The organism is Halarchaeum grantii, assembly GCF_014647455.2.
Classification (GTDB): Archaea; Halobacteriota; Halobacteria; order Halobacteriales; family Halobacteriaceae; genus Halarchaeum; species Halarchaeum grantii.
In genome coordinates, this window is sequence record NZ_BMPF01000001.1 from 131,235 (window position 1) to 150,765 (window position 19,531).

The 19,531-nt window shown below is 70.3% G+C and carries 21 protein-coding genes; 12 read left to right on the forward strand and 9 right to left on the reverse strand.

Annotated features, from left to right (window positions below; all coding sequences use genetic code 11):
- Positions 1 to 328 precede the first annotated feature (328 nt).
- From IEY12_RS00695 to IEY12_RS00710, 4 genes are all read left to right on the forward strand, one after another.
- Positions 329 to 964: a 50S ribosomal protein L1 gene (locus IEY12_RS00695; protein ID WP_123076466.1), complete on the forward strand. Its 636-nt coding sequence runs from the start codon at positions 329 to 331 to the stop codon at positions 962 to 964.
- Positions 965 to 2,002 (forward strand): 50S ribosomal protein L10, encoded by a 1,038-nt coding sequence (locus IEY12_RS00700; RefSeq protein WP_188876564.1) that lies wholly within the window; start codon positions 965 to 967, stop codon positions 2,000 to 2,002.
- Between the two features lie 21 nt (positions 2,003 to 2,023).
- Positions 2,024 to 2,365 carry a 50S ribosomal protein P1 gene (gene rpl12p, locus IEY12_RS00705; protein WP_188876566.1) on the forward strand — a complete coding sequence of 114 codons (342 nt, stop codon included), beginning with the start codon at positions 2,024 to 2,026 and terminating at the stop codon, positions 2,363 to 2,365.
- Between the two features lie 133 nt (positions 2,366 to 2,498).
- The gene (locus IEY12_RS00710) at positions 2,499 to 3,743 is read left to right on the forward strand and encodes a tripartite tricarboxylate transporter permease (protein WP_188876568.1); all 1,245 of its coding nucleotides are present in this window, start codon (positions 2,499 to 2,501) and stop codon (positions 3,741 to 3,743) included.
- 21 nt (positions 3,744 to 3,764) lie between these two features.
- On the opposite strand, the gene IEY12_RS00715 is transcribed toward IEY12_RS00710, so the two are convergent.
- The 3 genes from IEY12_RS00715 to IEY12_RS00725 are packed head-to-tail and all read right to left on the reverse strand — an operon-like array spanning position 3,765 to position 6,489.
- Positions 3,765 to 4,415 (reverse strand): DUF6517 family protein, encoded by a 651-nt coding sequence (locus tag IEY12_RS00715; RefSeq protein ID WP_188876570.1) that lies wholly within the window; start codon positions 4,413 to 4,415, stop codon positions 3,765 to 3,767.
- Between the two features lie 44 nt (positions 4,416 to 4,459).
- On the reverse strand, positions 4,460 to 5,938 hold the full coding sequence (gene cysS, locus IEY12_RS00720) for a cysteine--tRNA ligase (protein WP_188876572.1): 1,479 nt from the start codon (positions 5,936 to 5,938) through the stop codon (positions 4,460 to 4,462).
- A gap of 53 nt (positions 5,939 to 5,991) precedes the next feature.
- A complete protein-coding gene (locus IEY12_RS00725) occupies positions 5,992 to 6,489 on the reverse strand; it encodes a DUF7523 family protein (RefSeq protein ID WP_188876574.1) in 498 nt (165 codons plus the stop codon).
- 99 nt (positions 6,490 to 6,588) lie between these two features.
- Between IEY12_RS00725 and IEY12_RS00730 the strand changes: the two genes are divergently transcribed.
- Both IEY12_RS00730 and IEY12_RS00735 read left to right on the forward strand, forming a co-directional pair.
- Complete coding sequence (locus tag IEY12_RS00730; protein WP_188876577.1) at positions 6,589 to 7,476, forward strand: CbiX/SirB N-terminal domain-containing protein; 888 nt, start codon at positions 6,589 to 6,591, stop codon at positions 7,474 to 7,476.
- A gap of 1 nt (position 7,477) precedes the next feature.
- Complete coding sequence (locus IEY12_RS00735) at positions 7,478 to 8,626, forward strand: DR2241 family protein (protein WP_188876579.1); 1,149 nt, start codon at positions 7,478 to 7,480, stop codon at positions 8,624 to 8,626.
- On the opposite strand, the gene IEY12_RS00740 is transcribed toward IEY12_RS00735, so the two are convergent.
- The 3 genes from IEY12_RS00740 to IEY12_RS00750 form a co-directional block, all read right to left on the reverse strand.
- Positions 8,623 to 9,174, reverse strand: a complete 552-nt coding sequence (locus tag IEY12_RS00740; protein ID WP_188876581.1) for a DUF7524 family protein — start codon at positions 9,172 to 9,174, stop codon at positions 8,623 to 8,625. The two genes, IEY12_RS00735 and IEY12_RS00740, sit on opposite strands and share 4 nt — an antisense overlap.
- 46 nt (positions 9,175 to 9,220) lie before the next feature.
- Positions 9,221 to 9,415 carry a methytransferase partner Trm112 gene (locus IEY12_RS00745; protein WP_188876583.1) on the reverse strand — a complete coding sequence of 65 codons (195 nt, stop codon included), beginning with the start codon at positions 9,413 to 9,415 and terminating at the stop codon, positions 9,221 to 9,223.
- Positions 9,416 to 9,518: 103 nt separating this feature from the next.
- Positions 9,519 to 10,886, reverse strand: a complete 1,368-nt coding sequence (locus IEY12_RS00750) for an adenylosuccinate synthase (protein ID WP_188876585.1) — start codon at positions 10,884 to 10,886, stop codon at positions 9,519 to 9,521.
- A gap of 244 nt (positions 10,887 to 11,130) precedes the next feature.
- Between IEY12_RS00750 and IEY12_RS00755 the strand changes: the two genes are divergently transcribed.
- On the forward strand, positions 11,131 to 11,442 hold the full coding sequence (locus tag IEY12_RS00755) for a hypothetical protein (RefSeq protein ID WP_123076442.1): 312 nt from the start codon (positions 11,131 to 11,133) through the stop codon (positions 11,440 to 11,442).
- On the opposite strand, the gene IEY12_RS00760 is transcribed toward IEY12_RS00755, so the two are convergent.
- The 3 genes from IEY12_RS00760 to IEY12_RS00770 all read right to left on the reverse strand — a co-directional run bounded on the left by IEY12_RS00760 (position 11,439) and on the right by IEY12_RS00770 (position 14,144).
- Positions 11,439 to 13,535, reverse strand: a complete 2,097-nt coding sequence (locus tag IEY12_RS00760) for a DUF7527 domain-containing protein (RefSeq protein WP_188876587.1) — start codon at positions 13,533 to 13,535, stop codon at positions 11,439 to 11,441. The genes IEY12_RS00755 and IEY12_RS00760 overlap by 4 nt on opposite strands.
- 49 nt (positions 13,536 to 13,584) lie before the next feature.
- On the reverse strand, positions 13,585 to 13,863 hold the full coding sequence (locus tag IEY12_RS00765; RefSeq protein WP_188876588.1) for a UPF0058 family protein: 279 nt from the start codon (positions 13,861 to 13,863) through the stop codon (positions 13,585 to 13,587).
- A gap of 68 nt (positions 13,864 to 13,931) precedes the next feature.
- Entirely contained in the window at positions 13,932 to 14,144 is a 213-nt protein-coding gene (locus IEY12_RS00770) for a DUF7120 family protein (RefSeq protein WP_123076436.1), read from the reverse strand.
- Between the two features lie 162 nt (positions 14,145 to 14,306).
- On the opposite strand from IEY12_RS00770, the gene IEY12_RS00775 reads away from it, so the two are divergent.
- The 5 genes from IEY12_RS00775 to IEY12_RS00795 all read left to right on the forward strand — a co-directional run bounded on the left by IEY12_RS00775 (position 14,307) and on the right by IEY12_RS00795 (position 19,527).
- The gene (locus IEY12_RS00775) at positions 14,307 to 14,903 is read left to right on the forward strand and encodes a sulfite oxidase-like oxidoreductase (protein ID WP_188876590.1); all 597 of its coding nucleotides are present in this window, start codon (positions 14,307 to 14,309) and stop codon (positions 14,901 to 14,903) included.
- Between the two features lie 77 nt (positions 14,904 to 14,980).
- Positions 14,981 to 16,348, forward strand: a complete 1,368-nt coding sequence (locus tag IEY12_RS00780) for an isochorismate synthase (protein WP_188876592.1) — start codon at positions 14,981 to 14,983, stop codon at positions 16,346 to 16,348.
- Positions 16,345 to 18,117, forward strand: coding sequence for a 2-succinyl-5-enolpyruvyl-6-hydroxy-3-cyclohexene-1-carboxylic-acid synthase (gene menD, locus IEY12_RS00785; RefSeq protein ID WP_188876594.1), 1,773 nt, complete (start codon positions 16,345 to 16,347; stop codon positions 18,115 to 18,117). The genes IEY12_RS00780 and menD overlap by 4 nt, the downstream gene beginning before the upstream one ends.
- A 42-nt stretch (positions 18,118 to 18,159) precedes the next feature.
- Positions 18,160 to 18,576 (forward strand): hypothetical protein, encoded by a 417-nt coding sequence (locus IEY12_RS00790; RefSeq protein ID WP_188876596.1) that lies wholly within the window; start codon positions 18,160 to 18,162, stop codon positions 18,574 to 18,576.
- A 24-nt stretch (positions 18,577 to 18,600) separates the two neighbouring features.
- Entirely contained in the window at positions 18,601 to 19,527 is a 927-nt protein-coding gene (locus tag IEY12_RS00795) for a 1,4-dihydroxy-2-naphthoyl-CoA synthase (protein WP_188876598.1), read from the forward strand.
- Positions 19,528 to 19,531: the final 4 nt, after the last annotated feature.

Genomic DNA, 19,531 nt, shown 5'->3' on the forward strand with positions numbered 1-19,531 from the left:
ACGAGAAAACCGAACGTTCGCCCGTGGCGGCCATCCCGGCATAAAAGTAGCGGCTAATACGACGCGCGTCACGCGGCGTCCGCGTGACGAATCGGCGTCCGGGCACGCACCCGGTCTCGGACGGTCGTGCACCCGCGAACGGCGGCGGCGCGTGACGACACGAACGACGCGAGCGCGGCCGCCACGGGCGTTACGACGCCCCATACGGCCTCGGAAACGACGGCTTTAAGGACGGCATACCCCTCATCCCAGACGAGACAGGCGTAGCCTGTTTCACTGACCCGTAGAAGCTCCCCTTGAGGGGGCAGACACACTACGGAGGTGAAAGATGGCAGATAACATAGAAGAGGCAGTCGCGCAAGCGATCGAGGAGGCCCCAGAGCGGAACTTCCGTGAGACGGTGGACCTCGCGATCAACCTCCGTGACCTCGACCTCAACGACCCGTCGAACCGCGTCGACGAGAGCGTCGTGCTGCCGTCGGGCACCGGACAGGAGACGCGTATCGTGGTTTTCGCCGAAGGTGAGACGGCCGTCCGAGCCGAAGACGTCGCAGACGACGTCCTCGGTGGCGACGAGCTCGAAGACCTCGGTGACGACGATGACGCTGCGAAGGACCTCGCCGATGAGACCGACTTCTTCATCGCCGAAGCGTCCATGATGCAGGACATCGGTCGCTACCTCGGTACCGTCCTCGGTCCGCGCGGGAAGATGCCGACCCCGCTCCAGCCCGACGACGACGTTGTCGAGACCGTCAACCGCATGAAGAACACCGTGCAGCTCCGGTCGCGTGACCGGCGCACCTTCCACACCCGCGTCGGTGCGGAGGACATGAGCGCCGACGACATCGCGTCCAACATCGACGTCATCGTGCGTCGACTGCACGCCGACCTCGAGAAGGGGCCCATGAACGTCGACTCCATCTACGTGAAGACGACGATGGGTCCCTCCGTGGAGGTGGCCTAAATGTCCGCAGACTCCGAGCGCACGACGGAGACCATTCCCGAGTGGAAGAAGGAGGAAGTCGAGGCGCTCGTGGAGTTCCTCGAGTCCTACGACTCCGTCGGCGTCGTCAACGTCGCCGGCATTCCGTCGCGCCAGCTGCAGGACATGCGCCGCGAACTCCACGGGAGCGCCGAGCTCCGCATGAGCCGGAACACGCTCCTGAAGCGTGCGCTCCGCGAGGTCGACGACGGCCTCGAAGACCTCACCGAGTTCGCACACGGTCAGGTCGGACTCGTCGGCACGAACGACAACCCGTTCGGCCTCTACAAGCAGCTCGAGGCGTCCAAGACGCCCGCGCCCATCAACGCCGGGGAAGTCGCCCCGAACGACATCGTCATCCCCGAGGGTGACACCGGAATCGATCCGGGTCCGTTCGTCGGCGAACTCCAGCAGATCGGTGCCGACGCACGCATTCAGGAGGGCTCCATCCAGGTGCTCTCCGACTCCGTCGTCACCGAGGAAGGCGACGTCGTCTCCGACGACGTCGCGAACGTCCTCGGTGAGCTCGGCATCGAGCCGAAGGAGGTCGGTCTCGACCTCCGGAGCGTCTTCAGCGAGGGCGTTCTCTTCGACCCCGAAGACCTCGCGATCGACGTCGAGGAGTACCGCGCGGACATCCAGTCCGCCGTCGCCTCGGCGCGGAACCTCTCCATCAACGCCGAATACCCGACCGCCGCCACCGTCCCCGACATGCTCCGCAAGGCCGCCGGGGAAGCGAAGAGCGTCGGTCTCGAAGCCGCGATCGAGAGCCCCGACCTGATGGACGACCTCGTCAGCACGGCCGACGCGCAGGTTCGCGCGCTCGCCGCCAACATCGACGACGAGGAGGCGCTCCCCGAGGAACTCCGCGGCGTGGAGGCACCCGCCGCCACGGCCGAGGAGTCCACGGAGGAGTCCGAGGAAGAACAGGCTGAAGAAGAAGAAGCCGAACCCGAAGACGACGGCGACGACGACGACGAAGACGCCGGCGGCGAGGGTCTCGGCGAGATGTTCGGTTAACACACTACGAGGTTCACAACAATGGAGTACGTTTACGCTGCACTCATCCTGAACGAATCGGGCGACGAGATCAACGAGGACAACGTCACGGCGGTTCTCGAGGCCGCTGGCGTCGAGGTCGAGGAATCCCGCGTCAAGGCGCTCGTCGCCGCGCTGGAGGACGTCGACATCGAGGACGCCATCGAGTCCGCCGCGGCCGTCCCGGCCGCCGGCGCGTCCGGTGGCTCTTCCTCCGGTAGCTCCGAGGAGACCGAGGAGTCCGAGGAGTCCGACGACGCCGAGGCTGAGGAAGCCGACGAAGGCGGCGAGGAAGAAGAGGACGAGGAGGCCTCCGGTGAGGGCCTCGGCGACCTCTTCGGCTAATCCCCGCGACACCCAATCACGTTTCTTTCTTTCGCGCCACACCGCGTAGCGGCGGCGCCGTCCCGTCATCGCCCGCGAGCGCCCCCGTCGCGACACCGACGTTCAAGTACGGGAAGGCGACCAGTTCGGCGCGATGTACGCGTTCGGCGTCCGCGTCGGCTTCGAGACGGGATCGGCACTCGTGGTACTCGGGTTCGTGGCGCTCGGCGTCGCGCTCGGTACCGTCTCGGGGCTGACGCCCGGCCTCCACGTGAACACGCTCGCGGTACTCTTAGCGGCGGCCGCGCCCGCCCTGCCCGGGCCGGCGCGCGGCGTCGCCGTGGCGATACTCGCGGCGGGCGTTGTCCACTCGATCCTCGACGTCGTGCCCGCGCTCGCGCTCGGCGTGCCGGACACGGCGATGGCGCCGTCGACGCTCCCCGGTCACCGCCTCGTGCTCGCCGGCCGGGGTCGCGAAGCCCTTCGGCTCTCCGCGCTCGGGAGCGGCGCGGCCGCGCTCCTCGCGTGTCTCTTCGGGTGGCCGATCACGCAGGCGATTCGGCCGCTCGCGCCGCTCCTGCGCGAGCACCTCACGGTCGTGCTCGCCGCCGTCGTCGTCTTCCTCGTCCTGACCGAGGCCTCGCGCCGCCAGCGCATCGGCGCGTGCGCGGCGTTCACCTGTAGCGGCGTCTTCGGCGTGCTCGCACTTGACCAACCCACGGACGCGCTCCTCGGCAGCGGCGACCTGCTGATGCCGGCGTTCGCGGGTCTGTTCGGGCTCCCGGTGCTCGTGGCGGCGGCACGCGGCGGCGGGCCGCCGGCACAGGCCGACGCGGCGATCACCACGTCGCCGCGCCGCACGCTCCTCGCCGGCCTCGCCGGCGCGGCGGCGGGGGCGGCGGTGAGTTACGTCGCCGGCGTCTCCAGCGCCGTCGCGGCCGTCGTCGCCCTCGCCGCGCTCCCCGCGAGAAGCGACGGTGACCGCGCGTTCCTCGTCGCGACGAGCGGTGTCAACACGAGCAATACAATCTTCGCGCTCTTCGCGTTCGTCGCCCTCGACGAGGCGCACACCGGCGTCGTCGTCGCGCTCGACCGGAGCGCGGTGCCGCTCGACCTCCCGCTCTACGTCGTCTCACTCCTGCTCGCCGCCGCGCTCGGCGTCGTCCTCGTGCTCGTCGTCGGCGACCGCTATCTCGACGCGGTCCGCGTTCTCCCGCACCGGGCGGTCTGCCTCGTCGCGCTCGGCGTCGTCTGCGCGCTCGCGCTCGTGCTCGCGGGACCGGTCGGCCTCGTCGTCCTCGCGGCCGGGGCACTTGTCGGCTTCGTCCCCGTCCACTTCGGCGCGCGTCGCGTCCACCTGATGGGCGTGCTGATCGTGCCGATCGTGCTCGCGGCGTGAGCGCGAAAAAGAGAGGTGGAGTTAGGCGCTGGCGTTACCGTGCTGGACGCCGCCGAGGAGGGTCTGCACGCGCTGGGACTCCCGGTCGTCGAACTGCTGCGGGTAGACGGCGACGGCGATGACGTAGTCGTCACCGTCCTGTACCTTCGTGACGTGGACGTAGACGTCCATCGACTGGCCGCCTTGGAGCTTCGCCTGCGCGCTGAACGTCCCGACCGTGGTCTCGTGGCCGAGCATCGTCGCCGTGTAGTTCGAGCGGTGCTGGATGTCGTCGATGCTCTCGTAGTTCTGCTGGAGCATCATCACGAGCTGTGCGTTGCTGTAGTCGGAGACGGGGTTGAACGGCCCCTGTCCGAGCACTTTCACCTGCGGGGTGGCGACCGCGCTGAAGACGGCGGCGCGCTTCGAGCCGAGCGGCCCGAGGTCGATTTCGCGGTCGTACTGGGCGATCCAGTTCGTCACCTCGACCTGCTTCGACTGGCCGGCGGCGCTGAAGTTCCGCGTGATGACCGACTGGTTCACGGACACTTCCTCGTAGTCGGTCTCGGAGAGCGCTTGGTCGCTGACGGTCGCTTTGTCGGCGCTGAACGTCACGGGCCCCGAGAGGAACGAACACCCCGAGAGCGCGACGAGCACCACGAGCCCCACCGCAACGAGTTGTTTCTGTCGCATGCTACGGGCGAGTATTCGTCGCCCGGGAAAAAAGCCTCCGGCCGCTACAGCCTGTATGTCGGACCGCTGTCAGTGTCTTCGACCGTGACGTCGAGCGCCTCTAGCTCGTCTCGAAGTCGGTCTGCGCGCTCGTACTCACCTTCCGCCCGCGCTTCCTCTCTGAGTTCTAACACGAGGTCGACGAGGTCCTCGGCGAGCGTGACGTCACCGCCCTGCTCGGCGCCGAGTTCGAAGCCGAGGACGCCGCCGCCGTACTCCTCGAACGTCTCGACGGCGGCCTTGAGGCCCCCGTAGTCGTAGTCGTCGCGCTCCGCGAGGTGAACGTTCACCGCCGACACGAGGTCGAAGAGCGCGGTGAGCGCCTCGCGCGTGTTGAAGTCGTCGTTCATCGCCGCCTCGAACTCCGTCGCGGCGTCCTCCGTGGCCGCCCGGAGGTCCGCGTCTTCGGCCTTCGTGTGGGCGTCCACGGAGTCGAGGGCGGTGACGGCGTCCTCGTAGCAGCGTTCGAGGCGCTCGGCGCGCTCGACGGCCTCGTCGATGGCGTCCTCCGAGTAGGTCTGACGGCTGTTGTAGGTGCCCGAGACCATGAAGAGCCGGAGTGCGTTCGCGCCGTACTCCGCGACGGCGTCCGCCACCGTGATGAAGTTCCCGAGGCTCGAGCTCATCTTCTCCTCGTCCATCTCGAAGAGCGCGCAGTGGAGCCAGTAGTTCGCGAACGGCTCGCCCGTCGCGGCCTCCGACTGTGCGATCTCGTTCTCGTGATGGGGGAAGACGAGGTCACGGCCGCCGACGTGGATGTCGAGCGTCTCCCCGAGGTGCGCCATGCTCATCGCCGAGCACTCGATGTGCCAGCCGGGACGGCCCTCGCCCCACGGCGACTCCCACGTCTGGCCCTCCGGGTGCGCCGGCGTCCCCGGGTGGTCGTGGCCGCGGTGGCGCGCGATGGCGTCCGCGTCGACGCCGTCCGCCTTCCAGAGCGCGAAGTCCGCCGGATGGCGTTTCTCGGAGCGCTCGTCCGGGTCGCCCTGCTCCTCGATGCTCTCCAGGTCCTGATTGGAGAGCTTCCCGTACTCCTCGAAGGAGGTGACGTCGAAGTAGACGGAGCCGTTCGACTCGTAGGCGTGACCGGACTCGACGAGCGTCTCCACGAGGTCGACGATCTCGGGGACGTGCTCGGAGACGCGCGGGCGGACCTCAGTCCGCTCGAGGTTGAGCGCGCGCATCGACTCGAGGACCTCCGTGATGTACTGCTCGGCGACGTCGTTCTCGTCGTCGCCGTCGCGGCCGACGCGCGCGACGATCTTCTCGTTCACGTCCGTGAAGTTCTCGACGTGCCGGACGCCGTATCCCAGATGTCGGAGCCAGCGGCTCATCACGTCCACGTGCACCCACGAGCGGGCGTGGCCGAGGTGGGGCGGGTCGGAGGTCGTCAGGCCACAGTAGTAGAGGCGGACGTCGTCGGGGTCCTGCGGGACGAACTCCTCGGTCTCGCCGGAGAGCGTGTTACTCACGCGCAGCGTCATTACCCGCGAGGTAGGGCGAGCCCCGACGTTAAACCGTTGGTCTGTGCGGCGCGCTACGCGGGCACGCCGTCGAGTGCGGCCTCCACCGCCCGCACGGCGTCCGGGCCGTCGCGGCGCCCGACGACGACGAGCAGGGCGTCCCCGGCAACGCCGGCGGCCTCGACGGCGACGTCCGCGACGCCGAGGCGCCCGAGGACGCCCCCGAGCGCGGTCGCGTCCACGTCGCCCGTCGCGAGCACGCCCGTCAACGCCCCCTCTCCGGGCGCGAAGCCGGCGCCGTTCACCGCGAGCAGCGCGTCCTCGGGGTCGTCGACGCGGCCGAGGCGACTCTCCATCGTGACGCGGGCGTCGCGCGACTCGGTTCCGTAGCCGTCGAGCGCGTCGGCGTGCCTGCGGAGCGCCGTCGCCGCCGCGTCCACGTCCGCCTCGGCGTCGAGGCCGAGGAAGCGCGCCGCCGCCGCGTGGTTCACGACGCCCGCGCGCAACGCGGTGTGGAGGAAGGGGTGGTCGTGGAGCGCCGCGCGTACGTCCGCCGCGAGCGTGTCGGGCATGCGGGGACGAAAGACGAGAGGGAGGTTAACGCTTCGTGGTCGCGCGACGCACCGCCGCAGACGGTGGTCATAAGGCCCGCGCGCGCCAACACACGATGTATGCAAGCGCTCGTCATCGTCGCGCACGGCTCGCACCTCAATCCGGGGTCGAGCGAACCGACGTTCGCGCACGCGGACACCGTTCGGGCGACCGGGGCGTTCGACGAGGTCCGCGAGGCCTTCTGGAAGGAGGAGCCCTCCTTCCGCGAGGCCCTGCGCACCGTCGAGTCCGAGGAGGTGTACGTCGTGCCGCTGTTCGTCTCCGAGGGGTATTTCACCGAGCAAGTCATCCCGCGCGAACTCCGCCTCGAAGGCTGGGACGTTGAGGAGTGGAACTCGGACGGGACGGACGCCGAGCACGTCACGCTCGACGCCGCCGACGTCGAGAAGACCATCCACTACTGCGGGCCGGTCGGCACGCACGACTCGATGGACGACGTCATCGTCGAGCGCGCGAAGTCCGTCACCGGCGACGCGGACGTCGGGGAGGGGTTCGGCCTCGCCGTCGTCGGCCACGGCACCGAGCGCAACGAGAACTCCGCGAAGGCCATCCACTACCACGCCGACCGCATCCGCGAGAGCGGGCGCTTCGAGGAGGTGCAGGCCGTGTTCATGGACGAGGACCCCGAGGTCGACGACGTCTCCGACCTCTTCGAGAGCGACGACGTCGTCGTCGTCCCGCTCTTCGTCGCGGACGGCTTCCACACGCAGGAGGACATCCCCGAGGACATGGGCCTCACGGACGACTACCGCGAGGGCTACGAGATACCCACGGCGGTCGACGATACCCGCATCTGGTACGCGGGCGCGGTCGGCACCGAACCGCTCGTCGCGGACGTCATCCTCGAGCGCGCGCGTGACGCGGGCGCTGACGTCGCCGCCGCCATCGAGACGGTGCGCGAGCAGACGCGCGAGGACGCCGGTGACACGGCCGCGGCGGGGGACTGAGATGAGCGATGGCGTCGCCGCCCTGATGGAGGCGGCCACGGACGGCGTCGACTTCGACGGCCTCATCGTCGAGAACACCGCGTACGGCTATCGCTTCGAGACCCCCGAGGTATCGAAACGCGGCATCGACGCCAGCGAACTCGCCGCGCTCGCCGACGGCGACCCCTACGTCCGGAACTGGCGCTACTGGGAGGAGACGGTCGGCGGCCACGGCACCGCCCGCCGGGCCTTCCTCCGGTGGCTCGAAGGCGCCGCCGACGCGAACGCGCCGGATGCGCCCGAGACGGACGAGTCGGCCGCCCACGCGGAGCCCGACGACGGCGGCGAGACCGACGAGGACGGGGCCGACGACGGCGAGGCGACCGACGTGAACGCCCGTATGGACGCCCTCAGCGACGGCGGCCGCACCCGAACGTGGGGCGAACTCCGCATCCGGGTCCGCCTCGCCGAGGGCGGCGCGCGCGTCTACGACGTCCGCCACCACGAGGACGCCGAGGCGGACCCCGCCGCTCTCGACACCTACCGCGACCCGCTCGACGCGCGCGAGCTCGTGAAACACGACGACGACGGGCGCTATCGCCCGCTTTCGACCGCGCCGTCGCTCCCGCACGGCTGGCGCTTCGTCGACCTCTCGGGCGACGATCTCGTCGACACCGTCGGCTTCGTCTACCCGGCGACGGTCGAGAACTGGTACCGCGAGCGCGAGGGCGACCTCGACGTCACGCACTGGCGCGAGACGGCGGACCGACAGAGCGGCATCTACGGCGTCGTCTCGGAACTCCCCGACGAGGCGCTCGCGTGGGCCGCCGAGGCCTGCTGCGTCGACAGCCAGTGCCTGAAGCGCCGCGAGTGGGACCACGACGCCGAACACGACCTCGACGTCCCGCGCGGCGACGGGGAGTTCCCCTGTCGCGAGCCCTGTTCGCTGTTCGTCGCCGCCGCGCGCAAGTTCACCTACCTCGAACAGGAGGACGAGCACACCTACGAACTCACGCTCACCGAGAGCGAACTCGAACAGCTCGGCGACCTCCTCGACGCCGTCGCGGACGGCCGCACTGAGGAGATTCGGGAAGCCGACGTCGGCGACGGCGCGAACCGCTATCGCGCGCGCTACCTCCGCGCGAAACGCGGGACGGACCTCGCCGACTAGCGCACGGCGTACCACGACCCCGCCGTGCAGGCCGCCGCGACGAGCGCGAGCGCGAGCGCGGCGTATCCGTTCACGAAGAGCAGCGCCAGCACCGCACAGAGCACGCCGATGACGGCGACGGTGGCGGGGACCGCCGGCCGCAGCCGGTCGGCGAGCGACGCCTCGTCGTCGGCGCGCTGGACTTCCGCGAGCGACTCGTCGACGTCGACCCCCTGTGGCTCCGTCGCCTCCGTGACGCGCACCGGGACTTCGATGCGTTCGGCGCCGTAGCCGGCGACGACGTCGAGCGTTCCCTCCACGGGACGCGGGCCGTCCGGGGCGACCGACACCGGGACGGTCTCCGTGGCGTCCTTGGCCACGTAGTGATTGCCGTCGCCGACGCTCGCGACCCGCGAGAGGTCGTCGTCGAGGTGGACGTGGACGTGGCTCGCGGTGCCGTGATTGACGAGGTCGACGGCGAACGACCGCTCGACTTCGAGCGCGGTCGGGTCGGCGTCGAGCCCGTGGATGCGTTCGCGGTTCAGGTGGACGGTGAGCGTCCGCGACACGGTTCGAACGGGCAGACGACGCCCGAGAGCAAAAAGGTTCCTCAGGTTACGCCGGCGTCTCCTCGCGCATGTCCGGCGGGAGGAGGTTCGGGATGCCGTCCTCGATCGGGTAGGTCTCGCCGCAGTCCGTGCACGTTAGCGTCCCCGAGACGACCTCGCCGTCCTCCTCGTCCTCGGCGTCGAGTTCGAGGTCGTGTTTGTCGAGCGGACAGCAGACGATGTCCATGAGGTCCCGCTTCATGTTTCGAGGGTGGGCGTCCGCCGCCCAAAAGCCTACGGGTTCCCCGTGACCCTCGCGGCTACGCCGCTCGGTAATCGACGACGCCCCGTTGGCGCTCGTCGCCCTATTCGAAGGGGTTCGTCCGCACGACCGTCTCCTCACGACCCGGGCCGACGCCGAGCGCGTAGGCGGGGACGCCGAGTTCGTCCTCGACGTACTCGACGTACGCCTTCGCCTCGGCGGGGAGCGCATCGTAGCCCTCCTCGGCGACGACTTCGGAGTCGAACGGCTCCCAGCCGTCGAACGTCTCGAAGACGGGTTCGCAGGCCGCCCAGCGCTCCGTCGTCGCGGGAATCGTCTCGAGCTCCTCGCCGTCGAGTTCGTAGGCGCGCCCGACCTTCACCTCGTCCAGCCCCGCGAGCACGTCGAGGTGGTTGATGACGACGCCGGTGAAGCCGTTCGCGCGCGTGGAGTGCCGAAGCATCGCGAGGTCGAGCCAGCCGACGCGGCGCGGGCGACCGGTGACGGTGCCGTACTCGCCGCCCTCGTCGCGGATGTAGGTCGCGAGCTCCTCCTCGCGGCCCTCGCCCGGCGTGTAGCCCGGGGTGTCGCCCTCGACGCCGCCGAGCTCGGTGGGGAGCGGGCCGCTGCCGACCCGCGTCAGGTAGGCCTTCACGATGCCGACGACGTCGCCGTCGTCGCCGCCGACGACGCCGGGACCGAGGCCCGTGCCCGTCGAGGCGCCGCCGGCGGTCGGGTTCGAGGACGTGACGTAGGGGTAGTTCCCGTGGTCGATGTCGATGAGGGTGCCCTGTGCGCCCTCGAACATCACTTCCTCGCCGGCCTCGAGGCGGTCGGCGAGGAAGTCCCCGGCGTCCACGAGCATGTCCTCCTCGACGAGGCGCTCGGCGTATTCACGGTATTCCTCGTGGAGCGCGTCGACGTCGAACGCTTCGTCGGTCTCGACGCCGAAGACGTCCTCGGCGAGCGCGCGCTTCTGCGGGACGACGTACTCGAGCTTCTCGCGGAGGACGTCCTCGTTCACGAGGTCGCCCACGCGAATGCCGCGACGGCCGGCCTTGTCCTCGTAGGTCGGGCCGATCCCGCGACCCGTGGTACCGACCTCCTCACCGTCCTCGCTCTTCGCCTCCTCCTCGATGCCGTCGAGGACGCGATGGTACGGGAAGATGACGTGCGCGCGACGCGCGACGCGGACGTCCGGGTCGAGGCCGCGTTCCTGGAGGGCGTCTATCTCTTCGAAGAGCGTGGCCGGGTTGACGACACAGCCGTTGCCGAGGACGCCGGTCTTGCCGCGAACGGCACCGCTCGGCACGAGGGAGAGCTTGTACTCCTCGCCCTCGTGCACGACGGTGTGGCCGGCGTTGTCGCCGCCCTGATAGCGCGCGACGACGTCGACGGCGTCGCCGAAGATGTCGACGACGCCGCCCTTGCCCTCGTCGCCCAGCTGTGAGCCGACGATGGTGACGGTCATACGCCGGACGTTTCGCCGCCTCGGTGAAACCCGTTACGGTCCGTGACCCGAGAACTATCCATAGGCGTGTACACTCCCGACGCGGTAGTCCGAAAGAGTGACCACGTACGACCCCATTCCTGTCGGTTCCGCCGGGCAGAAAGACGTATATCCCCCGCGTGCGAAACCGCGTCAGAGCGGCGTACCCCGGCGCGACCGGCGTAGGACAACCTTTAAAGCCTGCCCGGACAAGTTAACAAATGCCATGATAGACCGACTTGAGAAAGAGGTCGATATGCTGGAACGCCACCTCGAAGTGCTCCGAATGGTCATCGAGAACGAGCCCATCGGCATCGTCAAGATGTCCAACGAGACCGGCTACCCACACCACAAAGTCCGCTACTCCCTGCGCGTCCTCGAAGAGGAAGACCTCATCGAGCCGTCCAGTCAGGGCGCGATCACGACCGAACACACGCACGAGTTCGTCGACGAACTCGACGAGAAGGTCGACGAGATCGTCGGCAAACTCGAGTCCATGAAGATCGAGTCCGCCGAGGAAGCCGAAGCCGAGAGCTAGAGTTCGGGCACGGTCACGTGGAACGACCCGTTTCGGTCCTCCACGAGACAGAGGTGGTAGCCGCGTTTTCGCGACACTTTCACGTAACTCTCCTTCTCGCTCCGCCGTAACAGCCCGCCGGACGCCGTCGCGTCGCCCGCGACTTCGAGCGCGCCCGGTTCGAAGAACGACGCCGTCACGTAGAGCGCGCCGCCGAGCGAATCCGCGAGTTCGCCGACCGCGGACGCCGCGTCCGTCAGTGCCTCCATCTCCGCGCCCGTCACCGGGTCGCGCGACGTGTTCAGCGCCGCGACCACGAGCGGGTCGCCCATCCGGTCGCGGAGCACGACGTCGAAGTCGTGGCGCGTCGCCTCGCCCGTCTCGCCCTCGAGTTCGACCGTCCCGTCGAGCTCCGCGCGGTCGATTTCGGGAATCGACTCGTAGAGGTCGGCGAGACCCCGACTGTGTCCGGACTCCAGTACCTCCCTCGGGAGGCCGCGAACCACCCACGAGACGAACCGGTACGCCGCCGTCGACTCGAGGAACGACTCGTAGGGCTCGCCGTCGACCGTCGCGCCCGACGCGTCGAACGTCGTGTGGTGTTCGAGCGTGAGGTTCGCGTCGATCTCGGACTGCTCGGCCTCCCCGAGGTCATCGAGCGTCGGGTCGGCCTTCGACTCGTAGCGCACGAAGAGGTTCGTCCCGGCGAGCGCCTCCGCCGGCGAGAGGTCGCCCGGCCCCGGTTTGGCGGCTTCGAGGTCGGCCTCCAGCGTCGCGATTCGCTCCTCCAGTCGCTCGACCGTCCCACGGAGGTCGTCGCGTTCCGCGCGCACGTCCTCGAGGTCGCGCTCGCGCGCCGCGACCGCCTCCTCCGCGTCCGCGAGTCGCGCTTCGAGTCTCTCGATGCGCTTCTCGCGCGTCGCGAGTTCGCGCCGGAGCGTCTCGACGCGCCCTTCGCTCTCCCCGTGGGACGCCGCCGACGCACCGGCCGACGCCTCGCCGTCCGTGGGCCCGTCCGCGTCCGAGTCGGTGGCGTCCGCCGCGGCCGGCTCGATATCGTCTTCCTCGGGGGCGAGCGCCGGCACGCGCGTCGCCTCGCGCTCCGCCGCCTCCGCGTCGGCCGACTCGACGGTATCCTCCTCCTCCTCGGGCATCGCGCGCGCCGTCGGCTCCTCCTCGACCGCCGCCTCGGCGGGCGGATCGGCGGACGGCCGCGGCGCCTCGGAATCAGTCGGCCGCCGCCCAGTGGCGGCCGTCGACTTGCCTACGGACTCGGGCTCGCGCACGGCGTCGGCCGGCGTGTCGGCGCTCGGGCCGCCGGCGTCGCGCGCGGACGCCCCCACCGACGGGCGCTCCGTGGCCCGGTCGTCCGTCGCGCCGTCGGCCGTCGGGTTCCCCCCGAGCGCGGCGGTCGCGTCGAGCGGGTCGTCCGTGTCGGCGTCTGCCGGCGCGTCGTCCGCGTCCGAGTCGGTGGTGTCCGCCGTCCCGGTGAGCGCTTCGGTGTCCGCGCCCGCGTCGCCGTCGCTCGCCACGTCGACGGCCGCACCGGCCGCGGCGCCCGCCTCGTCCGCCTCGACCTCGGGGAGGTCGGGGAACGCGAGGTCGACGGAGACGACTTCGTAGACGCCGACTTCGTCGGCGGCGCGCTCGAAGGCGTCCGCACCGGTCACCACCTCGGGCGCGTTCCCGACGAACGCGACGGGGAGCGAGCGCCCGCCGTAGTACGCGACGTAGTAGTCGCCGCTCAGGACGTCCTCGGAGAGCTCGACGTAGCCCGTGAAGCCCGCGTCCTCGAGGGTCGCGTCCGTCTCGGTGAGCGGCGTGTCGTTCGTGTAGTACTGCGCGCGCGTCTCGCCGTCGGCTTCCTGCATCGCGAAGAGCAGCGGAAGGGAGAGATCGGGCGCCTCGTAGGCCGTCCCGGCGGACGCGGCGACGTCGTCGACGGTCCCGCCAGCGACGCCGACCGGGCGGCCGTTGACGAAGAAGAGCCAGACGTCGTCGGCGACGACGGCGCCGGAGAAGTCCGCGTCCGAGAGCGACGCGAGCGCCGCGGCCCCACCCGAGAAGGGGCGCGACTCCCACGTCTCGACGCGTTCGACCGTTCGTGTCTGCATGTGCGTGTCGTGGCGACACCCACGTAAAACGTTTTCCGGCGACTCGGACCTAGAGACTGCCGCCGGCGTCGTCGGCGAGCTCCTCCATGCGCTTGCTGATGCGCCCGGCGTTCGAGAACTCGTCCTCGCTCATCGCGGTCGCGAGGGCGTTCCCGAGCACGAAGACCGCGTGCTTGTGCTCGCTCTTGGACTTGTGGACGTGGGAGGGGTCGATGTCGAGTTCGTCGTACGTGTCGAAGACGCTCGCGTCGACGGTGTCGTACTCCGAGAACTGGTCCTTGATCTCCACCATCTGCTCGTGGAGTTCGAGCAGTTCGTCCTTGTGCATGGACGAATTTAGGTATAGGACGGGTTAAGCCTTGCTGGCTAGCGCGTCACACACCGAAAAAGGGCGCGTTAGAAGACGTACTCGTCGTCGTGGCCCATCATACCCTCGTCCTCGAGGCCGGGGTCGTCGTCCTCCATCGGGCCACTCGTCTTGTACGCCTTGATTCCGGCCGAGAGGAGGTCCTCGATGGCGTCCTCGCGGGTCAGGAACTCGCCCTGCTCGACGAGTTGGGCGATCTGCATCTCGATGTGGTCAGGGATGTTGATTTCCACCTTGGGCATTCGTCTAACCCGAGTTTTGGTGGCTCCCGGTATAAACTTGGCGGGCTGATTTTCCCGTTCGGAAACTATCCCTTTCAGAAACGAAAACTGTCTTTCCGTCGCCGGCGCGCGCTGTTTCCCGATACCGGTACGCTCAGAAGTGCGGAGCCACTACGTCGTCGCATGAGTGTGACGGACGTCACGGACCTCTACCGGGAGTTCGGCGAGGAGCGCCTCCCGCCCGGCCAGACCGAAACGAGCGCCTTCCCCGTCCTCGACAAGAGCGGGACGCCGGACTGGGACCCCGAGACGTGGTCGTTCAGCGTCCGGGGTGCCGTCGCCGAGGAGTTCGACCTCTCGTGGGAGGCGTTCCGCGAGTTGCCGAGCGAGACCCAGCGACAGGACTTCCACTGCGTCACCGGCTGGAGCAAGCTCGACTGCGAGTTCACCGGCGTCACCTTCCCGACGCTCCTCGAGGAGGCCGACGTCGACGCCGACGCGGTCCACGTCATGTTCCACGGCCTCGACGGCTACACGACCGACCTCCCGCTCGACGTCGTGAACCGCCGCGAAGTCCTCTTCGCGTGGGACTACGACGGCGAGCCCCTGCCGCGCGAGCACGGCGGGCCGCTCCGCGTCGTCACCCCGCACCGCTACGCCTACAAGGGCGCGAAGTGGGTGGACGGCGTCACCTTCCTCACCGAACGCGAGCGGGGCTACTGGGAGAAGCGCGGCTACTCCGTCAGCGCGAACCCGTGGGCGGAAGAACGGTACAGTTGAACCACCGCCCCTTCTGAGCGCGTCGAGAGGTCGTGGGTCGTAGGGGCTAAGGCGCACGCACTCCGAGTTCGTCGTAGATGGATCAACGCGAGGGCGTCGCGCGGGCCGACACGGCGGGGCTCGTCAGTCGGACGGTCCGGTTGCCGGACGCGTCGCTGTCGGGGCTGTTGCGGACGCTCGGGAAGCCGAACGCCGTCTGGACGGCGCCCGGCGAGCCGACGGTCACGGGCTACGGTGCGGCGGCGCAGGTGACGGCGGACGGCCCGGCGCGGTTCGCGACGGTCCGCGAGCGCGCCGGCGCGGTCTTCGAGTCGGTCGACCGCCCGGCGGATGCGCCAGTGGTCGCGCGACCGCGTTTCCTCGGCGGATTCGCGTTCCACGACGGCCACTCGGCGACGGCCCACTGGGCGGGGTTCCCGACGGCGACGTTCGTCCTCCCGCACGTGCAGGTCGTGACGACGCCCGAGGCGACGTGGCTGACGGTGAACGCGTACGGCGAGCGCGCGAGCGTCGAGCGCGTCGAGGAGACGATCGCGTCGGTGCGCGAGCGCTTCGACCCCGAGGAGCACGCGGCGGGCCCACCGCCGGGCGTCGTCTCGACGGCGCGAACGACGGGTCGCGCGGAGTGGCGCCGACAGGTGGAGGCGGCGACGGCGCGCATCCGCGCGGGCGACCTCGAGAAGGTCGTACTCGCTCAGGCGCTCGACGTGACGCTCGACGCCCCGTTCTCCCTGCCGGACGCGCTGGAGCGTCTCGGCGAGACGTACCCGGACTGCTTCCGGTTCGCGTTCCGCCCGACCGACGGCGCGACGTTCTTCGGAGCGTCCCCGGAGCGCCTCGTGACGCGCGACGGGCGCGAACTCCGGACGGGCGCGCTCGCGGCGACGGTCGGGCGCGGCGAGACGCCGGACGACGACCAGCAGCTCGAGGCGGACCTGCGCTCGTCGGCGAAGTACCGCCACGAGCACGAAGTGGTCGCCGAGCGCATCCGCGAGCAACTGCAGGGCGTCGCCTCGAACGTCGCGACGGGCGAGCGCTCGGTCCGCAAGCTCGCGACCGTCCAACACCTCTTCACGCCGATAACCGGGGAGACCGATGAGCACGTCCTCTCGCTCGCCGAAGCCCTCCACCCGACGCCCGCCGTCGGGGGGTTGCCGCCGGACGCGGCGCTGGACGTGATCCGGGAGACGGAGACGTTCGACCGCGGGTGGTACGCGGCGCCGGTGGGCTGGTTCGATGGGGCGGGCGACGGGACGTTCGCGGTGGCGCTCCGGTCGGCGCTCGCGCGCGGCGAGCACGTCCGGCCGTTCGCGGGCGCGGGCATCGTCGCGGACTCCGACCCGGACGCCGAGTGGGCGGAGGTCCAGTTGAAGTATCGCCCCATCCTCGACGTCTTCGAGCGAACCGGCGACGCGACCCCCGACGCGGGTGGAGGCGACCGATGACGGGCGACGGGCCGGCGCCGAACCGCGCGACGCTCCACGCGCGCGTGCTCGTGGACGAACTCGCGAAGGCCGGCGTCTCCTCGGTGTGCGTCGCGCCGGGGAGTCGCTCGACGCCGCTCACCGTCGCGTTCGACGCCCACGAGGGCGTGACGACCTTCTCGCACCTCGACGAGCGCTCGGCGGCGTTCTTCGCGCTCGGGCGCGCGAAGCGCCTCGGCGACCCGGTCGCGCTGGTCTGCACGTCCGGGACGGCGGCGGCGAACTTCCACCCGGCCGTGATTGAGGCGGCCCAGTCGCGGGTGCCGCTCGTCGCGCTGACGGCGGACCGACCGCCCGAACTCCGGGACAGCGGCGCGAACCAGACCATCGACCAGGAGAAGCTCTACGGCGACGCCGTCCGCTACTACGCGGACCTTCCGGAGCCCGCCGTCGAGGCACGGAAGCTCCGCTCGGTGCGCGTGACGGCGGACCGCGCCGTCGCGGCCGCGACAGGCACGCACCCGGGCCCCGTCCACCTGAACGTCCCGTTCGCGAAGCCACTCGAACCGACCGAGGCGCCCGCGCCGCCCGAGTCGCCACACGGCGTCCCCGAGACCTGGGAGCGCGAGCACCCGCTGGCCGCGCGCGGACGCGACGGGCCGTTCGTCGCGACGGCACAGGGCCGACTCACGCCCGACGAGGCGACGGTCGCGGACCTCGCAGCCGCCATCACGCGCGCCGAGCGCGCCCTCGTCGTCGCGGGGCCGACCGACCGCGACTACGCCGACGAACTCGTCGGGTTCGCCGAGGCGGCCGGCGCCCCGATACTCGCGGACCCGCTCTCGGGCCTCCGCTACGGCCCGCACGTCGACGCGGTGCCGGTCTACGGGGGCTACGACGGCTACCTCCACCCCGAGGTCACCGCGTCGTGGCCGGACCCCGACGTCGTCCTCCGCGTCGGCGCCTCGCCGACGTCGAAGCCGCTGCGGACCTACCTCGCGCGCGTCGACGCCCGGCAGGTCGTCGTCGACCCGGCGGGCGAGTGGCGCGAGGCGACGTTCACCGCGACGGACCTCGTTGTCGCCGACCCCGGCGTGCTTGCCGACGCTCTCGCGGCGCGCGTCGAGACGGGGGGCGCCGACTGGCCCGAGCTCGCCGAGGCCGAGCGCGTGCACGCAGAGGAGGTTGCCGCGACGGACGACGCCTTCGAGGGCGGTATCGCGCGCCGCGTCGTCGCGGACGCGCCCGACCCCGCGACGCTCTTCGTCTCGAACAGCATGCCCGTCCGCGACGTCGACCGCTACGGCGCGCCCCGGACGGGCGACCTCACCGTGCTCGGAAACCGCGGCGCCTCCGGCATCGACGGCGTCACCTCCTCCGCGCTCGGCGCGGGGAGCGCCGCCGACGACCCCCTCGTCCTCCTGACGGGCGACCTCGCGTACTACCACGACTCCAACGGGCTGCTCGCCCTCGAGCGCTGCGGCGTCGACGCCACGGTCGTCCTCGTGAACAACGACGGCGGCGGCATCTTCCACATGCTCCCCATCGAGGCCTTCGACCCGCCATTCGAGGGGCAGTTCAAGACGCCCCACGGCCTCGACTTCGCTCCGACGGCCGACCTCTACGGCTTCGACTTCGTCCGCGTCGACGGCCTCGGCGACTTCGCGGCCGCCTACGCGGCGAGCGTCGAGAGCGACGGCACGCAGGTCATCGAGGTGTCGTCGGACGCCGAGGCGTCCCACCGCACGCGCGAAGCCATCGCCGAGCGCGTCCGCGAGCGACTTACCTGAACCCCCCGAGGTTTTTGCGCCTCCGCGAGTGATACCCGAGTGATGCCCTCCAATCACACGACGCGCGTGCTCGCCGCCGCCGGCCTCGTGCTCGTCGGCGTCCTCGCGCTGCTGTACAGCCTCGCGGTCGTCGCCGAACTCCTCATCGGTGCCGGCGCGTTCGCCGGCCTGCTCGTCCTCGCCGCCTTCGTCTACTACGGCGGCCTGAACCGCCGCACGCTCGTCTACATCGCGATGGCCGTCACCGTCGTCTACGGGGCGTTCACGCTCCAACTCCCCGCCGCGGTCGTCGCCGCCTGCGTCGTCTACCTCACCGCGTGGGTGACCGGCTCGGACAGCCCGCTGGACGCCCCCGACACGACGCTCGTCCCGGTTCGTGCGGACGCGGACCGCGACACTTCCGAGGACGACGTGGCCGACGACGACGCGTCCGGGGACGCGGAGACGCGAACCTTTTAGCGCGGCCCACCCCCACCCTCGGGCATGAGCGAGGTCTCCGAGATCTTCGACCCCGAGCGCTGGGAGTCGGTGGAGCGATTCGACTTCGACGACATCACCTACCACCGCGCGCGCGACGTCGGCGCGCTCCGCATCGCCTTCGACCGCCCCGAAGTCCGCAACGCCTTCCGCCCGCAGACCGTCGACGAACTCGCGACCGCCCTCGACCACGCGAAACGCCAGTCCGACATCGGCTGCGTCCTCCTCACCGGGAACGGCCCGAGTCCCAAGGACGGCGGCTGGGCCTTCTGCTCCGGCGGCGACCAGTCGGTTCGCGGGACGGAGGGCTACGAGTACCACGGGGAGGGCGACGGGACCGACGACGAATCCGACGCGGACGACGTCGACGAGGCCGAAGCCGGCCGCCTCCACATTCTCGAAGTCCAGCGCGCGATCCGCTTCATGCCGAAACCCGTCGTCGCCGTCGTCCCCGGCTGGGCGGTCGGCGGCGGCCACAGCCTCCACGTCGTCTGCGACTTGACGCTCGCGAGCGCCGAGCACGCGAAGTTCCTCCAGACCGACCCGGACGTCGCCTCCTTCGACGCCGGCTTCGGCTCCGCCTACCTCGCCAAGCAGGTCGGCCAGAAGAAAGCCCGCGAGGTCTTCTTCCTCGGGAAGACCTACTCCGCCGAGGAGGCCGTCGACATGGGGATGGCGAACGAAGCCGTCGCGCACGAGGAACTGGAGGAGACGGCCCTCGAGTGGGCCGCGCGGATGTGCGAGAAGTCCCCGATGGCGATGCGGATGCTCAAGTACGGCTTCAACGCCACCGACGACGGCATGGTCGGCCAGCAGGTCTTCGCCGGCGAAGCCACGCGACTCGGCTACATGACCGACGAAGCACAGGAGGGCCGCGACGCCTTCCTCGAGGGCCGCGACCCCGACTTCGACGACGACGCCTGGTACTACTAGCCGT

What these genes read in the sequence shown, in the direction of transcription:
- IEY12_RS00695 (WP_123076466.1), top strand. Translation starts at nt 329, where the DNA reads ATGGCAGATAACATAGAAGAGGCAGTCGCGCAAGCGATCGAGGAGGCC.
- IEY12_RS00700 (WP_188876564.1), top strand. Translation starts at nt 965, where the DNA reads ATGTCCGCAGACTCCGAGCGCACGACGGAGACCATTCCCGAGTGGAAG.
- rpl12p (WP_188876566.1), top strand. Translation starts at nt 2,024, where the DNA reads ATGGAGTACGTTTACGCTGCACTCATCCTGAACGAATCGGGCGACGAG.
- IEY12_RS00710 (WP_188876568.1), top strand. Translation starts at nt 2,499, where the DNA reads ATGTACGCGTTCGGCGTCCGCGTCGGCTTCGAGACGGGATCGGCACTC.
- IEY12_RS00715 (WP_188876570.1), bottom strand. Translation starts at nt 4,415, where the DNA reads ATGCGACAGAAACAACTCGTTGCGGTGGGGCTCGTGGTGCTCGTCGCG.
- cysS (WP_188876572.1), bottom strand. Translation starts at nt 5,938, where the DNA reads ATGACGCTGCGCGTGAGTAACACGCTCTCCGGCGAGACCGAGGAGTTC.
- IEY12_RS00725 (WP_188876574.1), bottom strand. Translation starts at nt 6,489, where the DNA reads ATGCCCGACACGCTCGCGGCGGACGTACGCGCGGCGCTCCACGACCAC.
- IEY12_RS00730 (WP_188876577.1), top strand. Translation starts at nt 6,589, where the DNA reads ATGCAAGCGCTCGTCATCGTCGCGCACGGCTCGCACCTCAATCCGGGG.
- IEY12_RS00735 (WP_188876579.1), top strand. Translation starts at nt 7,478, where the DNA reads ATGAGCGATGGCGTCGCCGCCCTGATGGAGGCGGCCACGGACGGCGTC.
- IEY12_RS00745 (WP_188876583.1), bottom strand. Translation starts at nt 9,415, where the DNA reads ATGAAGCGGGACCTCATGGACATCGTCTGCTGTCCGCTCGACAAACAC.
- IEY12_RS00750 (WP_188876585.1), bottom strand. Translation starts at nt 10,886, where the DNA reads ATGACCGTCACCATCGTCGGCTCACAGCTGGGCGACGAGGGCAAGGGC.
- IEY12_RS00755 (WP_123076442.1), top strand. Translation starts at nt 11,131, where the DNA reads ATGATAGACCGACTTGAGAAAGAGGTCGATATGCTGGAACGCCACCTC.
- IEY12_RS00760 (WP_188876587.1), bottom strand. Translation starts at nt 13,535, where the DNA reads ATGCAGACACGAACGGTCGAACGCGTCGAGACGTGGGAGTCGCGCCCC.
- IEY12_RS00765 (WP_188876588.1), bottom strand. Translation starts at nt 13,863, where the DNA reads ATGCACAAGGACGAACTGCTCGAACTCCACGAGCAGATGGTGGAGATC.
- IEY12_RS00770 (WP_123076436.1), bottom strand. Translation starts at nt 14,144, where the DNA reads ATGCCCAAGGTGGAAATCAACATCCCTGACCACATCGAGATGCAGATC.
- IEY12_RS00775 (WP_188876590.1), top strand. Translation starts at nt 14,307, where the DNA reads ATGAGTGTGACGGACGTCACGGACCTCTACCGGGAGTTCGGCGAGGAG.
- IEY12_RS00780 (WP_188876592.1), top strand. Translation starts at nt 14,981, where the DNA reads ATGGATCAACGCGAGGGCGTCGCGCGGGCCGACACGGCGGGGCTCGTC.
- menD (WP_188876594.1), top strand. Translation starts at nt 16,345, where the DNA reads ATGACGGGCGACGGGCCGGCGCCGAACCGCGCGACGCTCCACGCGCGC.
- IEY12_RS00790 (WP_188876596.1), top strand. Translation starts at nt 18,160, where the DNA reads ATGCCCTCCAATCACACGACGCGCGTGCTCGCCGCCGCCGGCCTCGTG.
- IEY12_RS00795 (WP_188876598.1), top strand. Translation starts at nt 18,601, where the DNA reads ATGAGCGAGGTCTCCGAGATCTTCGACCCCGAGCGCTGGGAGTCGGTG.